The 15,544-nt window shown below is 59.7% G+C and carries 16 protein-coding genes, 1 tRNA gene and 1 pseudogene; 11 read left to right on the top strand and 7 right to left on the bottom strand.

The annotated features are described in order from the left end of the window. Positions 1 to 2 precede the first annotated feature (2 nt). From ABIE16_RS00260 to ABIE16_RS00250, 3 genes and pseudogenes are all read left to right on the top strand, one after another. Positions 3 to 102: pseudogene (locus ABIE16_RS00260) on the top strand (nuclear transport factor 2 family protein); the annotation flags it as partial. After that, entirely contained in the window at positions 99 to 881 is a 783-nt protein-coding gene (locus ABIE16_RS00255) for an SDR family NAD(P)-dependent oxidoreductase (RefSeq protein WP_349736489.1), read from the top strand. The pseudogene ABIE16_RS00260 and the gene ABIE16_RS00255, both read left to right, overlap by 4 nt. A 99-nt stretch (positions 882 to 980) precedes the next feature. Next, on the top strand, positions 981 to 1,286 hold the full coding sequence (locus ABIE16_RS00250) for a YkgJ family cysteine cluster protein (protein ID WP_007981864.1): 306 nt from the start codon (positions 981 to 983) through the stop codon (positions 1,284 to 1,286). A 147-nt stretch (positions 1,287 to 1,433) separates the two neighbouring features. Here ABIE16_RS00250 and ABIE16_RS00245 read toward each other — a convergent pair whose 3' ends face one another. The 6 genes from ABIE16_RS00245 to hemA form a co-directional block, all read right to left on the bottom strand. Further along, positions 1,434 to 1,952, bottom strand: a complete 519-nt coding sequence (locus ABIE16_RS00245) for an acyloxyacyl hydrolase (RefSeq protein WP_429520368.1) — start codon at positions 1,950 to 1,952, stop codon at positions 1,434 to 1,436. Between the two features lie 123 nt (positions 1,953 to 2,075). After that, positions 2,076 to 2,867, bottom strand: coding sequence for a glutamate racemase (gene murI, locus ABIE16_RS00240; RefSeq protein WP_150814906.1), 792 nt, complete (start codon positions 2,865 to 2,867; stop codon positions 2,076 to 2,078). Then, positions 2,860 to 3,615 (bottom strand): molybdopterin-synthase adenylyltransferase MoeB, encoded by a 756-nt coding sequence (locus ABIE16_RS00235; RefSeq protein WP_429520367.1) that lies wholly within the window; start codon positions 3,613 to 3,615, stop codon positions 2,860 to 2,862. The genes murI and ABIE16_RS00235 overlap by 8 nt, the downstream gene beginning before the upstream one ends. Further along, a complete protein-coding gene (gene prmC / locus ABIE16_RS00230; RefSeq protein ID WP_429520366.1) occupies positions 3,609 to 4,439 on the bottom strand; it encodes a peptide chain release factor N(5)-glutamine methyltransferase in 831 nt (276 codons plus the stop codon). Before prmC ends, ABIE16_RS00235 begins: the two co-directional genes overlap by 7 nt. Then, on the bottom strand, positions 4,440 to 5,522 hold the full coding sequence (prfA, locus tag ABIE16_RS00225; protein WP_007981853.1) for a peptide chain release factor 1: 1,083 nt from the start codon (positions 5,520 to 5,522) through the stop codon (positions 4,440 to 4,442). Further along, positions 5,519 to 6,808: a glutamyl-tRNA reductase gene (gene hemA, locus ABIE16_RS00220; RefSeq protein WP_057713317.1), complete on the bottom strand. Its 1,290-nt coding sequence runs from the start codon at positions 6,806 to 6,808 to the stop codon at positions 5,519 to 5,521. The genes prfA and hemA overlap by 4 nt, the downstream gene beginning before the upstream one ends. Positions 6,809 to 7,043: 235 nt before the next feature. Here hemA and ABIE16_RS00215 point away from each other — a divergent pair, with 235 nt between their 5' ends. The 8 genes from ABIE16_RS00215 to ychF all read left to right on the top strand — a co-directional run bounded on the left by ABIE16_RS00215 (position 7,044) and on the right by ychF (position 13,961). Continuing rightward, entirely contained in the window at positions 7,044 to 8,768 is a 1,725-nt protein-coding gene (locus tag ABIE16_RS00215; protein ID WP_429520365.1) for a tetratricopeptide repeat protein, read from the top strand. A gap of 4 nt (positions 8,769 to 8,772) precedes the next feature. Further along, complete coding sequence (gene lolB, locus ABIE16_RS00210) at positions 8,773 to 9,390, top strand: lipoprotein insertase outer membrane protein LolB (RefSeq protein ID WP_349736494.1); 618 nt, start codon at positions 8,773 to 8,775, stop codon at positions 9,388 to 9,390. A 1-nt stretch (position 9,391) separates the two neighbouring features. After that, entirely contained in the window at positions 9,392 to 10,243 is an 852-nt protein-coding gene (gene ispE, locus ABIE16_RS00205; RefSeq protein ID WP_057713314.1) for a 4-(cytidine 5'-diphospho)-2-C-methyl-D-erythritol kinase, read from the top strand. Between the two features lie 36 nt (positions 10,244 to 10,279). After that, a tRNA-Gln gene (locus ABIE16_RS00200) sits at positions 10,280 to 10,354 on the top strand. 46 nt (positions 10,355 to 10,400) lie between these two features. Beyond that, entirely contained in the window at positions 10,401 to 11,342 is a 942-nt protein-coding gene (locus tag ABIE16_RS00195; RefSeq protein WP_003171603.1) for a ribose-phosphate pyrophosphokinase, read from the top strand. A gap of 142 nt (positions 11,343 to 11,484) precedes the next feature. Beyond that, complete coding sequence (locus ABIE16_RS00190) at positions 11,485 to 12,084, top strand: 50S ribosomal protein L25/general stress protein Ctc (protein WP_007973891.1); 600 nt, start codon at positions 11,485 to 11,487, stop codon at positions 12,082 to 12,084. 169 nt (positions 12,085 to 12,253) lie between these two features. Then, a complete protein-coding gene (gene pth / locus ABIE16_RS00185; RefSeq protein WP_007973893.1) occupies positions 12,254 to 12,838 on the top strand; it encodes an aminoacyl-tRNA hydrolase in 585 nt (194 codons plus the stop codon). 22 nt (positions 12,839 to 12,860) lie between these two features. Then, a complete protein-coding gene (gene ychF, locus ABIE16_RS00180; RefSeq protein ID WP_007981836.1) occupies positions 12,861 to 13,961 on the top strand; it encodes a redox-regulated ATPase YchF in 1,101 nt (366 codons plus the stop codon). A gap of 171 nt (positions 13,962 to 14,132) precedes the next feature. Here the strand turns inward: ychF and ABIE16_RS00175 are convergent, their stop codons facing one another. After that, complete coding sequence (locus tag ABIE16_RS00175; protein ID WP_057713312.1) at positions 14,133 to 15,350, bottom strand: MFS transporter; 1,218 nt, start codon at positions 15,348 to 15,350, stop codon at positions 14,133 to 14,135. Between the last annotated feature and the right edge of the window lie 194 nt (positions 15,351 to 15,544).

The raw sequence follows: 15,544 nt of genomic DNA, 5'->3' as shown, positions 1-15,544 counted from the left end.
ATTACCGCCACCGGGATTACTTCGATGCCGGGGGCTTTGCTTTATGAACATTTACCCGTATTGGGCCGGGCAATTGCCTGGCTGAAAAGGAGATTGGGATGAGTCGGACACTCGCACGACGATACTGGCTGACCGGTGCAAGCAGCGGCATCGGTGCCGCCCTGGCCGAAGAAATCCTGAAAACCGGTGCGCACCTGGCCGTCAGTTCGCGCACCGTGGCCCCCCTGAAAGACTTGTCGCTACGTTATCCGGGGCAAGTGCTGGTAGTTCCCGGAGACCTGACCAACAGCCAGACCGTACGCGAGATCGGCGAGCAGATTGCCGAGGACTGGGGCTCGCTGGACACCGTGATACTGAACGCCGGCACCTGCGAGTACGTGGATGCCAAGCAGTTCGATGCGTCGATTGTCGAGCATGTGGTGCGCACTAACCTGTTGGCCAGCAGCTATTGCATCGACGCCGCCCTGCCATTGCTGCGTGCCGGCACCGCACCGCATATGGTGGCCATGGCCAGTACGGTGACCTACCTGCCGCTGCCCAAGGCAGAAGCCTACGGCACCTCGAAGGCCGGGCTACGTTACCTGTTCGAATCCCTGCGCATCGACCTGGCCCCGGAAGGCATAGAACTCACGGTAATCAGCCCCGGGTTTGTCGAGACGCCGCTGACGGCAAAAAACGACTCGCCCATGGCCTTGAGCTGGCCGGTGGAGAAAGCCGCGCGGCACATCTTCGAAAAACTCAAGGACCGCCCGTTGGAAATCGCTTTCCCCGCAGCGTTCATGACCGCCCTCTGGCCACTCTCCAAACGGCCGGACCAAATAAAACTGGAGATCGGCAAACGCATGGTGCGCAGCCAGCCGCCGATCAAGGATCAACCCTGAAAGTCGTCATCAATGGCGGCGGTGTCTCGGACGCTCAGATATTTGAGCGTCCGTCAGACCTTTCACACAGTACCCGGTGACTGCCTTACACTGCGCGCCATGAAAACCATCCCCCATACGCAAATCGCGGAACCCGCGGTCACCTGCTCGACCTGCGCAGCCTGCTGCTGCCAGCTCGAAGTCATGCTGATCACAGATACGGGCGTGCCTGAACGGTTCATCGATACCGATGACTGGGGCGGGGAAGTGATGTTGCGCCTGGATGACGGTTGGTGTGCCGCGCTGGATCGCAACACGATGATGTGCACGATCTACGAAAAACGCCCGCTGATCTGCCGGGAGTTCGAGATGGGCGCTCCGGAGTGCATCGACGAACGCCAGGGGATTTCAACGGCGTATCGCTGAACTGGAAAACCACGTGCCCCCCCCCTGTGGGGGCGAGCTTGCTCGCGATAGCGATTTCAGACTCAACATTGATGTTGAATGAAACATCGTCATCGCGAGTAAGCTCGCTCCCACAGAGGGATTTACAACCCGCTGAAACCGTGGTGCTTACAACGGCATCGTGTAATGCAATGCGTAACTTTCTACACCATCGTTCGGAGTGGTGATCCCGGCGTTGGAATAGTGCGTCGCACGAACCCCGACTTCATGTCCGCCGGCAAAGCGCAAACCGAAACCAAAGCGGTCTTCGAACTGAAAGGCGCTGCCCAGATCGTTGCTTTCGACTTCGGTGCTGGCAAACGCCGCCACGCCAACCCCAAACTCGATGTAGGGTTTGACGTTCTGGCCGGCAAATTCATAAACAAGCACGGGTGAGAACGACAGGCTGTGGTTACTGGATTTCTCGTCACCTTCCCAATAGGTATAGGCGCCGTCCCAGTAACCGGTCAGACGACCAACGTCGCTCTGCCACCAGCTCTGGTCCCAATCGAACTGCATCCCCAATCGATAGGTCATGGTCGACTCGCCGGTTTGCCCCACGGCAAATTCCACACCTGCCGCCTGCGCGGTAAAAGTGTGCCCCAAAAGTGCGGTCGCAATCGCGGCCAAGCAGAATAGTCGCTTCACTTGAAACTTCCTTTTCCGAACGATTTCGTATGGTTTTTTTTGTTACCAAGCCCTGCAAAACTATAGAAGTCAGCGATTGATCAGAAGTTTACCCCGACTCTTCGTATTCCCCCGGACAGCCATCTACCTGTTGAAGCTTCGCACAACACCAGAGGTATTCCACAGTATCGGCAAGATATTTCTGAAATGAAGCGGATCGGCGCTGGTCCAGAACTGTGCCTCACGGGAAGGTCCCTGGGCGAGCAGCTCGCCTTCGGCCAGCAGACGCTGAAGTTGTCGCGCGACGGCGGCGCCGGTGTCGATCAGGCTGATGTCCTCGGGGATCATCTGCCGCAGCATCGGCTTGAGAAAGGGGTAATGGGTGCAGCCGAGAATCAGAGTGTCCGCGCCAGCAGCCAGCAGCGGCTCGACATACCCGGCCAACAGCTGGCGCAACTCGGGGCTGCGCAGGTCGCCGTTTTCAATCAGCTCCACAAGCCCTGGACAGGGCTGGGTGATCACCTTCACGTCCGTGGCGAAGCGGTCGAGCAACGCGGCGAACTTGGCGCTCTGTAAAGTGCCGGTGGTGGCCAGCACCCCCACCACGCCGGAACGGGTTGCGGCGGCGGCCGGCTTGACTGCCGGCTCCATGCCAACGATGGGCCATTCCGGATAGTCGCGACGCAGGTCGGCGACCCCGGCAACCGTCGCCGTGTTGCACGCCAGCACCAAAGCCTTGGCGCCCTGTTGCCGAAAGAAGTCGGCCATCACGCTGCAACGTTGCTGGATAAATGCCGGGGATTTTTCGCCGTAGGGAACATTCCCGCAGTCGGCGACGTACAACAGAGACTCATTGGGCAGCAAACGCTGGATCTCGGCCAGTACCGAGAGCCCACCGACACCGGAGTCGAACACGCCAATCGGCGCTTCACGCATGTTTCGGCCCACAGACGCTGCAGCCCGGATCGCGCTTGACCCGCAGTTCACGGAAGCGCGTGCCCAAGGCATCGATCAACAACAGGCGCCCCACCAGCGGCTCGCCGAATCCGGCCAGCAACTTCAACGCTTCAAGCGCCTGCAGACTGCCGACCAGCCCCACCAGCGGACCGACCACGCCGGCCTCGCTACAGGTCAATTCGGCTTCGCTGCCGTGCCCGTATAAACAGTGGTAGCACGGACTCTCCGGTCGACGCGGATCGAACACCGACAGCTGCCCTTCGAGGCGAATCGCCGCGCCGCTGACCAGCGGTCTACCGGCCGCCACACAAGCGGCGTTGACCGCTTCACGGGTGGAAAAATTGTCAGAACAATCGAGGACCAGATCCACTCTGGCCACTACGGCGGCCAGGGAGTCTTCGTCCAGCGCCGCACGATGGGCGATCAGTCGAATCTCGGGGTTGATCGCCGTCAGGCGCTTGATTGCCGAATCGACCTTGGTCATGCCGACGCTGTCGGTGTCGTGAATGATCTGGCGTTGCAGGTTGGTCAGGTCGACCGTATCGAAGTCCGCCAGGTGCAACTCACCAACGCCGGCGGCCGCCAGATACAGCGCCACTGGCGCGCCAAGACCACCAAGACCGACGATCAATACGCGGCTTTCCTTGAGCCGCAACTGGCCGTCGATATCGATGTGTTGCAGCAGAATCTGCCGGCTGTAACGCAGCAATTCCTGATCATTCAGCACGGCAGGCGCCCCAGACTGATGCGTTGATGACCGCCCAGATCGGTGCGGCTGTGGACTTCTTCGAAACCCCGGGTCAGCAGCAAATCGCGAACCGCCTCGGCCTGATCATAGCCGTGTTCGAGCATCAGCCAACCGCCGGCGTCCAGATGGTCCGGTGCCTGGGCAACGATCAAGCGCAGATCGTCGAGCCCGTCGACACCCGCCACCAGGGCGCTGGCCGGTTCAAAGCGCACGTCGCCCTCGACCAGATGCGGATCGGCCACTGCGATGTAGGGCGGATTGCTGATGATCAGTTGAAAACGCTGACCTTCCAGGGCGCTGAACCAATGGCTGCTCAGCACGGTGGCGTTGTCCAGGTGCAGGCGCTGGCGATTGCGTTCGGCCAGGGCCACGGCTTCCAGGACACGATCCACGGCAGTGACGCTCCAGGCCGGACGCTCGCTGGCCAGGGCCAGGGCAATCGCGCCGCTGCCCGTGCCAAGGTCGAGTACCTTGGCCGGTGTGGCCGGCAACAGTTCCAGCGCGGCTTCCACCAGCAGTTCGGTGTCGGGGCGCGGGATCAGCGTGTGCGGTGCCACTTCCAGGTCCAGCTTCCAGAAACCCTGCTGGCCGAGGATATAGGCCACCGGCTCGCCGCTGCGGCGACGCTGCAAATACTCGGCGAACGTCAGCGCCGCTTCGCTCGGCACGATGCGCTCCGGCCAGGTATGCAGGAAACTGCGGGACTTGCCCAAGGCCGCCGCCAGCAGCAGTTCGGCATCCAGACGCGCCGTCGGCGAGTCGGGTAAATCGGCGGCGCGCAACAAACTGGCAATGATCGTCATTTACTCACCTATCGCTGCCAGTTGATCGGCCTGGTACTCGGCCAGCAACGGCTCGATCACCGCCTCGACGCCGCCGGCGAGGATCTCGTCGAGGGAATACAAGGTCAGGTTGACCCGATGATCGGTGACTCGGCCCTGGGCAAAATTATAGGTGCGGATACGCTCTGAGCGGTCGCCGGAACCGACCAGCAACTTGCGCTCGCTGGCGATGGCGTTGGCCGCGGCGGAGGTCTGCTGATCGTTCAGCTTGGCCGACAACCAGGACATCGCCCGGGCGCGGTTCTTGTGCTGTGAACGTTCTTCCTGGCACTCGACCACAATACCGGATGGCAAGTGCGTGATACGGATCGCCGAGTCGGTCTTGTTGACGTGCTGGCCACCGGCGCCGGAGGAGCGATAGGTATCGATGCGCAGATCGGCCGGGTTGATCTCGATGGCTTCCTGTTCGTCCGGCTCGGGCAATACCGCCACGGTGCAGGCCGACGTGTGAATGCGGCCTTGGGATTCGGTCGCCGGAACCCGCTGCACACGGTGCGCGCCGGATTCGAACTTCAGCTTGCCGTAGACGTTGTCGCCCTCGACCCGGGCAATCACCTCTTTATAGCCGCCGTGTTCACCCTCATTCTCCGAAAGGATCTCCACCCGCCAGCCACGACGCTCGGCGTAACGCGAATACATGCGGAACAGGTCGCCGGAGAAAATCGCCGCTTCGTCACCACCGGTACCGGCACGGATCTCGAGGAACACGTTGCGGCCGTCGTTCGGGTCCTTGGGCAGCAGCATGCGCTGCAGGTCGGCTTCGAGCGTGACCAGGCGTTCCTTGGCCTCGCGGACTTCTTCCACGGCCATTTCCCGCATGTCCGGGTCGCTGTCCTTGAGCAGTGCCTGGGCGCCTTCGAGGTCGTCCTGCACTTTCAGCAGTTCTTTATAGGCGCCCACGATCGGTTCAACTTCCGCGTACTCCTTGGAATAGGTACGGAACTTGTTCTGATCGGAAATGACCTCGCCATCGCCCAACAGGGCGGTCAATTCCTCGAAACGGTCCTGGAGGATATCCAGCTTATTGAGCAGTGACGCTTTCATTGCGGTTTTTTATCCGAAAAGCTATCCGATGAGCCCTCACCGAGGGCAAAGAGTTCCTGGGCCATCGCCAACGCATCCAGGCGACCTTCGGCAGAGAGCTTTTTCAACTGCACGCTCGGTGCGTGCAACAGTTTGTTGGTCAGCCCGCGGGCCAGTTGCACCAGCACCTCTTCGGCACTGGTGCCGTTGGCCAGCATGCGCTGGGCCTTTTGCAATTCTTCATCGCGCAGGCGTTCGCTCTGTTGACGATAGGCCTTGAGCACGTCCACCGCCGCCAATTCGCGCAGGCGGATCATGAAATCTTCGGCACCGATCGAGACCATCTCTTCGGCGGCCTGGGCTGCGCCCTGGCGGCTCTTGAGGTTCTCGGCAACCACTTCGTGGAGGTCGTCGACGCTATAGAGGTAAACGTCGTCCAGTTCGCCGACTTCTGGCTCGATGTCGCGGGGAACAGCGATATCCACCATGAAGATCGGTTTGTGCTTGCGCAGTTTCAAGGCGCTTTCCACCGCACCCTTGCCCAGAATCGGCAACTGGCTGGCGGTGGAACTGATGACGATATCGCTGCGCACCAGCTCTGCCGGAATATCCGACAGCAGCACCGCATGGGCACCGAACTGTTCGGCCAGGATGCTCGCGCGCTCCAGGGTGCGGTTGGCGACCACGATGCGCTTTACACCCAGGTCATGCAGATGGCGGGCGACCAGGGTGATGGTCTCGCCGGCGCCGATCAACAAGGCCTGGCTGCGTTGCAGGTCGCTGAAAATCTGCTTGGCCAGGCTTACCGCGGCAAACGCTACCGACACCGGGTTCTCGCCGATGGCCGTGTCGGTGCGCACCTGCTTGGCTGCATTGAACGTGGCCTGGAACAGCCTACCGAGCAACGGCCCGATGGTGCCGGCCTCGCGTGCCACGGCATAGGCCGATTTCATCTGGCCAAGAATCTGCGGTTCGCCCAACACCAGCGAGTCGAGCCCGGAAGCCACCCGCATCATGTGACGAACTGCCGCATCATCTTCATGCACATAGGCGCTTTCGCGCAGCTCGTCGTAGCTCAAATGATGATATTCGGCCAGCCAGCGCAGCACGACGTCCGCCGACAGGTGATCCTGTTCTATATAGAGTTCACTGCGATTGCAGGTGGAGAGGATCGCAGCTTCGCGGCTGTCGGTGAGTCGGCAGAGCTGCTGCAAGGCCTCAACCAGCTGCTCAGGGGTAAAAGCCACGCGCTCGCGGACGTCTACTGAAGCAGTCTTGTGGTTAATACCGAGTGCAAGGAAGGCCATTCAAAGTCGCTGATGGTGACGTGAAGCCGGCAATTGTCCTACTTCGACGGAATCAGAACAACTACTCGATATCTATCGCCCCATCAGGCGCCGCCGCGGGTTGCGAGCAGTTCTCGTTTACACAAGCATCAGGGCGACGCGGATCGGGCTGGCAGGTAAATTGCCGGGCCGGTTATGTTTGCTCGAAAGCTTGTGTCATGATGATCCGACCGCAGGTTAGTCGTCCTCTTCCTATATGAATAGATCCTCCGCGTTGCTCCTCGCTCTTGTCTTCCTCAGCGGCTGCCAGGCCTTGGCACCCGTTTCGTCGGACGGTGCGCCGCCGGTTGAAGACAGCACCCCGGCCCCTGAAAAGCCCAAGGTCTACAGCCCATTCAGCGAGGAAACCATCTTCAGCCTGTTGAGCGCCGAACTGGCCGGCCAGCGCAATCGTTTTGACATTGCCCTGGACAACTATGTGACCCAGGCCATCAACACCCAGGATCCGGGCATCTCCGAGCGGGCATTTCGTATCGCCGAATATCTGGGCGCCGACCAGGCAGCCCTGGATACTGCGCTGATCTGGGCCAGGAACGCCCCCGACGACCTCGAAGCGCAACGCGCCGCCGCCGTGCAACTGGCGCGCGCCGGGCGTTATGACGACTCCATGGTCTATATGGAGAAAGTCCTGCAAGGCAAAGGCGACACCCATTTCGACTTCCTTGCGCTGTCCGCGGCCGACACCGACCAGGACACCCGCAACGGCTTGATGAAAAGCTTCGATCGTTTGTTGCAGCGTCATCCGGACAACGGCCAGCTGATTTTCGGCAAGGCCTTGCTGATGCAACAGGATGGCGACGCCAAGGGCGCGCTGAAGCTGCTGGAAGACAATCCGCCGGAGGACGGCGAAATTGCGCCGATCCTGCTGCGCGCACGCCTGCTGCAAACCTTGAATCGCGGTGACGAAGCCCTGCCGCTGCTGCAGAAAAGCATCAAGAAATACCCGGACGACAAGCGCCTGCACCTGACTTACGCGAGGATGCTGGTTGAACAGGACCGCATGGACGACGCCAAGGCCGAGTTCTCGAGCCTGGTCCAGCAATACCCGGAAGACGACGAACTGCGTTACTCCCTGGCGCTGGTGTGCCTGGAAGCCAAGGACTGGAACGAGGCCAAGGGTCATCTTGAAGACCTGATCGCCCGGGAAAGCCACGTCGACTCGGCGCACCTGAACCTCGGCCGCATCGCCGAAGAACAAAACGACCCGCAAGGCGCACTGATCGAATACGCCAAGGTTGGCCCGGGCAACGACTTCCTGCCGGCGCAATTGCGTCAGACCGACATCCTGATCAACAACGGCAAGACCGCCGAAGCGCAACGCAAGCTGGCGGCAGAACGCGATGAGCAGCCGGATTACGCCATCCAGTTGTACCTGATCGAAGTCGAAACCCTGTCCGCCAACAATCAGGGCGACAAGGCCTGGAATGCTCTGCAACAGGCCTTGCAGAAATACCCGGACGACCTGAACCTGCTCTACACCCGCGCCATGCAGGCGGAAAAACGCAATGACCTGGCGCAGATGGAAAAAGACCTGCGTACGATCATCAAGCGCGACCCGGACAATGCCATGGCGTTGAATGCCCTGGGCTACACCCTGTCCGACCGCACCACGCGCTACGCCGAAGCCAAGGCCCTGATCGAACAGGCGCACCAGATCAGTCCGGAAGACCCGGCGGTACTCGACAGCCTTGGCTGGGTGAATTACCGCTTGGGCAATCTCGACGAAGCCGAGCGCCTGCTGCGCCAGGCCCTGGATCGCTTCCCCGATCAGGAAGTCGCCGCTCACTTGGGTGAAGTCCTGTGGGCCAACGGCAAACAGCGTGAAGCGAAACAAGTCTGGGGCAAGTTCCTCAAGGAACAGCCTGACAGCCCGACCCTGCGCGGCACCATCAAACGCCTGACCGGATCAGAGACTCTTTAAAATTATGTTTTTGCGCCATTTCATCGTTTTCAGCTTTATCGCCCTGCTCGCCGGTTGCGCGGGCCTGGGTCCCCGTGAGTCGGTCGAGGGCCATGGCAACGCCGCCCAATGGCGTCAGCACAAACAGCAACTGACCGGCCTCGATGGCTGGCAGATCGACGGCAAGATCGGCATCCGTGCCCCGAAAGACTCGGGCAGCGGCACGCTGTTCTGGTTGCAGCGCCAGGATTACTACGACATTCGCCTGTCGGGACCACTGGGCCGCGGCGCGGCTCGCCTGACCGGACGCCCGGGCAAGGTGTCGCTGGAAGTCGCCAACCAGGGACGTTACGACGCGCCGAATCCGGAAGTGCTGCTCGAAGAACAGCTTGGCTGGAAGCTGCCGGTGTCCAACCTGGCCTGGTGGGTGCGCGGGCTCCCGGCTCCCGACAGCAAAAGTCGCCTGACCCTGGACGGCGACAGCCGCCTGGCGAGCCTTGAACAGGATGGCTGGAAGGTCGACTACACCGCCTACACCCAGCAAAACGGTTTCTGGCTACCCGAGCGCATCAAGCTCAGCGGCACCGACCTTGATGTCACGCTGGTGATCAAGATCTGGCAACCGCGCAAACTGGGGTCGTGACATGCCGGCCAATCGCCTGACGCTGCCCTCGCCAGCCAAACTCAATTTGATGCTGCACATCCTGGGTCGCCGCGAAGACGGCTACCACGAACTGCAGACGATGTTTCAGTTTCTCGATTACGGCGACGAAATCACCTACGCCCTGCGCGATGACGGTGTCATTCATCTGCACACTGAGTTCGAAGGTGTTCCCCACGACAGCAACCTGATCGTCAAGGCCGCCAGAAAACTGCAGGAGCAATCCGCTTGCTCGCTGGGCGTCGATATCTGGATCGACAAGATCCTGCCCATGGGCGGCGGCATCGGTGGCGGCAGCTCGAATGCCGCAACAACATTGCTGGGCTTGAATCATCTGTGGCAATTGGGCTGGGATGAAGATCGCCTGGCCGGACTGGGGTTGACGCTGGGCGCCGACGTCCCGGTTTTCGTACGTGGCCACGCGGCTTTCGCCGAGGGCGTGGGGGAGAAACTGACCCCTGTGGACCCGGAAGAACCGTGGTATCTGGTGCTGGTGCCGCAAGTCTCTGTTAGTACGGCAGAAATTTTTTCAGATCCGTTGTTGACACGTAACACTCCTCCCATTAAAGTGCGCCCCGTTCCCAAGGGAAACAGTCGAAATGACTGCTTGCCGGTGGTAACAAGGCGTTATCCAGAGGTACGTAACGCTTTGAATTTGTTAGGTAAATTTACCGAAGCAAAACTCACCGGAACTGGAAGTTGTGTGTTTGGGGGCTTCCCAAGCAAAGCTGAAGCTGATAAAGTCTCGGCCCTTCTGACAGAGACCCTTACAGGATTTGTAGCAAAAGGAAGCAACGTTTCGATGTTGCATCGCAAGCTGCAAAGTCTGCTCTAAAGGAACCGATTACTGGGTAATCGTTGCAACAGATACAGGGGCGTCGCCAAGCGGTAAGGCAGCAGGTTTTGATCCTGCCATGCGTTGGTTCGAATCCAGCCGCCCCTGCCATTTTCCTATACTCATCCAGGTTACCCTCAGCCTTCAGGTACTGCGCGTGTCCAAGATGATGGTCTTTACGGGGAACGCTAACCCCGATCTGGCTCGGCGTGTCGTACGTCAGCTGCATATCCCTCTCGGTGACATCTCTGTCGGTAAATTCTCCGACGGCGAAATTACAGCCGAGATCAATGAAAACGTTCGCGGTAAAGACGTCTTCATTATTCAGCCGACTTGCGCTCCGACCAACGATAACCTGATGGAACTGGTAGTGATGGCTGATGCCTTCCGCCGCTCCTCGGCTACTCGTATCACTGCTGTTATTCCTTACTTTGGTTATGCCCGTCAGGATCGCCGTCCGCGTTCCGCACGTGTGGCTATCAGCGCGAAAGTCGTGGCTGACATGCTTACCGTAGTCGGCATCGACCGTGTTCTCACGGTTGATCTGCATGCTGACCAAATCCAGGGTTTCTTCGATATTCCGGTAGATAACATCTACGGCTCCCCGGTTCTGGTGGATGACATCGAAGATCAGCGCTTCGAAAACCTGATGATCGTGTCCCCGGACATTGGCGGCGTCGTGCGTGCACGTGCCGTTGCCAAATCCCTGGGCGTGGATCTCGGGATCATCGACAAACGCCGTGAGAAAGCCAATCACTCTGAAGTGATGCATATCATCGGTGATGTCGAAGGGCGTACCTGTATTCTGGTCGATGACATGGTCGATACCGCCGGCACCCTGTGCCACGCGGCCAAGGCCTTGAAAGAGCATGGCGCTGCCAAGGTTTTCGCCTACTGCACGCACCCTGTGCTGTCGGGTCGGGCGATCGAAAACATCGAAAATTCCGTGCTGGACGAGTTGGTGGTGACTAACACCATTCCTCTGTCCGCTGCAGCACAAGCCTGTGCGCGTATCCGCCAACTGGATATCGCACCGGTAGTTGCCGAGGCGGTCCGCCGCATCAGCAATGAAGAATCGATCAGCGCGATGTTCCGCTAAGGGCCCTGCCCTTCTCGAAATGTCTCGTTGACGAAAAGCGCCCCGCCCCGGCATTCCTGTCGGGGCGGGGCTTTTTTGCCCATATCGCCTTTAGCGCTGGTCGCAAACGCTGGGGCGAGTGTGGTTATTTTGGAGATACAACATGAACGATTTTACTCTGAATGCTGAAGTGCGTTCCGACCTGGGGAAAGGTGCGAGCCGCCGCCTGCGTCGTCTCGCAAGCCTGGTTCCAGCTGTAGTTTACGGTGGCGACAAAGCCCCTGAATCCATCAGCATGCTGGCCAAAGAAGTTGCCAAACTGCTCGAAAACGAAGCGGCTTACAGCCACATCATCGAGCTGAACGTTGGTGGCACCAAGCAGAACGTCGTGATCAAAGCCCTGCAGCGTCACCCGGCCAAAGGCCACGTGATGCACGCTGACTTCGTACGCGTAGTAGCCGGCCAGAAACTGACCGCTATCGTTCCAGTGCACTTCATCAACGAAGAAGCACCGACCAAGAAAGGCGGCGAAATCTCGCACGTTGTTGCCGAGATCGAAGTTTCCTGCCTGCCGAAAGATCTGCCTGAGTTCATCGAAGTCGACCTGGCTAACGCTGAAATCGGTTCGATCATTCACCTGTCGGACCTCAAGGCTCCTAAAGGCGTTGAGTTCGTGGCCCTGGCACACGGTGATGACAAGGCTGTTGCCAACGTCCACGCTCCACGTGTTGCTCCAGAAGCTGCAGAAGGCGCTGCAGAGTAATTTTACTCTGTACGCCGGAGTGACCGGAAACATCGCGGACTAGAGCATAGCGAGAAAGCGGGCGAGAACGCGGAGTTTACATCATGGTAAATGAGCAATTTTCGTCCACTTTCGCCGCTATCCCTGATTGCGGCGATGTTATCCACCACTCCAAGGAAGGGCCCCTATCGTGACTGCCATCAAACTGATCGTTGGCCTGGGAAATCCAGGCGCTGAATACGAACAGACCCGGCATAACGCAGGGGCCCTTTTTGTTGAGCGCATCGCGAACGCACAAGGCGTAAACCTTGTGGCGGACCGCAAATATTTCGGCCTGACCGGGCGCTATTCGCATCAGGGTCAGGATGTTCGTCTGCTGATTCCCACCACGTACATGAACCGCAGCGGCCAGGCCGTGGCGGCCCTTGCAGGTTTCTTCCGCATCAAGCCTGAAGAAATCCTCGTGGCACACGACGAACTCGACCTGCCACCCGGCGTCGCCAAACTCAAAGTGGGCGGTGGCCATGGCGGTCACAACGGGTTGCGCGACATCATTGCGCAACTGGGCAATCAGAACACTTTCCACCGCCTGCGGCTTGGCATCGGTCATCCGGGCGTCGCCAGCATGGTTTCAAATTTCGTCCTGGGTCGTGCGCCACGCGCCGAACAGGAAAAACTCGATGCCAGCATCGACTTTGCCCTCGGCGTGCTGCCGGATATCCTCGCCGGGGAATGGAACCGCGCGATGAAAAACCTGCACAGCCAGAAGGCCTGACTCTTATCCGAGGGGAAACACCATGGGATTCAATTGCGGCATCGTCGGCCTGCCTAACGTCGGCAAGTCCACCCTGTTCAACGCCCTGACCAAATCCGGGATCGCGGCCGAGAACTTCCCCTTCTGCACCATCGAGCCTAACAGCGGTATCGTGCCGATGCCGGATCCGCGCCTGGAAGCCCTGGCTGCCATCGTCAATCCAAAGCGCATCCTGCCGACCACCATGGAATTCGTCGACATCGCGGGCCTGGTTGCCGGCGCGTCGAAAGGTGAAGGCCTGGGCAACAAGTTCCTGGCCAACATCCGTGAAACCGATGCCATCGCCCACGTGGTCCGCTGCTTCGAAGACGAGAACGTGATTCACGTCTCCAACAGCGTCGACCCGAAACGCGACATCGAAATCATCGACCTGGAACTGATCTTCGCCGACCTCGACAGCTGCGAGAAGCAACTGCAGAAAGTCGCGCGCAACGCCAAGGGCGGTGACAAGGACGCAGTGGTCCAGAAAGGCCTGCTGGAGCAACTGATCGCTCACTTCACCGAAGGCAAGCCGGCGCGCAGCCTGATGAAGAACATGGGCACCGACGAGAAAGCGGTGATCAAGGGCTTCCACCTGCTGACCACCAAGCCGGTCATGTACATCGCCAACGTCGCTGAAGACGGTTTCGAGAACAACCCGCACCTGGACGTTGTACGCGCCATCGCCGAAGAAGAAGGCGCCGTGGTTGTTCCGGTGTGCAACAAGATCGAAGCGGAAATCGCCGAGCTCGATGACGGCGAAGAAAAAGACATGTTCCTCGAAGCCCTGGGCCTCGAAGAGCCTGGCCTGAACCGCGTGATCCGCGCCGGCTACGAAATGCTGCACCTGCAGACCTACTTCACCGCCGGTGTCGAAGAAGTCCGCGCCTGGACCGTCCGCGTCGGTGCCACCGCACCACAAGCCGCTGGCGTGATCCACACCGACTTCGAAAAAGGCTTCATCCGCGCCGAAGTGATCGCCTACAACGACTTCATCCAGTACAAGGGCGAAGCCGGTACCAAGGAAGCCGGTAAATGGCGTCTGGAAGGCAAGGATTACATCGTTAAAGACGGCGACGTGATGCACTTCCGTTTCAACGTGTAAGCCATACGCCCAAGAAAAAGCCGCGTTTGATACGCGGCTTTTTTTGTGCCTTGTTTTTGCTTTTCTGTGGGAGCGAGCTTGCTCGCGATAGCGGTGTGTCAGCCAACAAAGATACTGACTGACACTCCGTCATCGCGAGCAAGCTCGCTCCCACAGGGGATTTGTGTTGGATCAGGCCTTTTTGGTTCGCGGCAGGAAGATCGCCAGCACCCCAAACAGCGGCAGGAACGAACACAGGTAGTACACGTATTCGATGCCGTGAATATCCGCCAAATGGCCCAGCAACGCCGCGCCAATCCCGCCGAAGCCGAACATCAAACCGAAGAATATCCCGGCGATCATCCCGACATTACCCGGCACCAGTTCCTGGGCGTACACCACGATGGCCGAGAATGCCGAGGCGAGAATGAAGCCGATGACCACGCTGAGAATGCTGGTCCAGAACAGGTCGACATGGGGCAGCAGCAAGGTGAACGGCGCAACGCCGAGGATCGAGAACCAGATCACCGCCTTGCGCCCGATCCTGTCACCGATCGGCCCGCCAAAGAACGTCCCCGCCGCGACCGCGCCGAGAAACAGGAACAGGTGCAACTGCGAGCTGGCCACCGACAGGTCGAACTTCTCGATCAGATAAAACGTGAAGTAGCTGGTGAGGCTCGACATGTAGAAATACTTGGAGAACACCAGTAACCCGAGCACCACCAGCGCACTGGTCACTCGGCCCTTGGACAAACCGTGAGTCGCCGCCTGGCCTTGCTTGAGCTTGAACAGATTCAAGTGGTTGGCGTACCAGCGGCTGATCCGGTAGAGCACGAACAGCGCAAACACCGCGAACAGGCCGAACCAGGCCACCTGCCCTTGACCGTAGGGAATGATGATCGCCGCCGCCAGCAACGGGCCGAACGCCGAGCCTGCGTTACCGCCGACCTGGAAGGTCGATTGCGCCAGCCCGAAGCGTCCGCCCGAAGCCAGGCGCGCCACGCGGGACGCTTCCGGGTGGAAGGTCGATGAACCGATGCCGATCAGCCCCGCCGCCAACAGGATTAGCGGGAAGCTGCCGACCACCGACATCATCAGAATCCCGACCAGGGTGCAGACCGTACCCGCCGGCAACAACCAGGGCTTGGGATGACGATCGGTGTAGTAACCGACCCACGGCTGCAGCAGCGAGGCCGTCAACTGGAACGTCAGGGTGATCAGGCCGACCTGGGTGAAGGTCAGGCCATAGTTGGCCTTGAGCATCGGATAGATCGACGGCAGCACCGACTGGATCAGGTCGTTGATCAAATGCGCCAGCGCTACCGCGCCGATGATGCGCATCACCAGGGGACTGCTTTGGGGCGTAGCGGACGCCGGCACTGAGCCGGTCTGGGCGTTGCTGATAGCCATGGGAATTTCCAGACAACAGGAGGTACGAACGTGCAGGTGCGCCAATGTGCCATTTTTCGGTGCGGCAACGCCATCCCCTTAGCCTGCTAACGACCTCGTTTTTCATCACCACAACCTTGATGGCGCAAAGCCATGGTCTGAATCTTGCCTTCCTTGTCTGCTTGAACGCGGCCTCCTTACAAAGGAGACCGACA

The organism is Pseudomonas sp. 2725 (assembly GCF_050434585.1).
GTDB lineage: Bacteria > Pseudomonadota > Gammaproteobacteria > Pseudomonadales > Pseudomonadaceae > Aquipseudomonas > Aquipseudomonas jessenii.
This window is presented reverse-complemented; position numbering and strand designations above follow the sequence as displayed.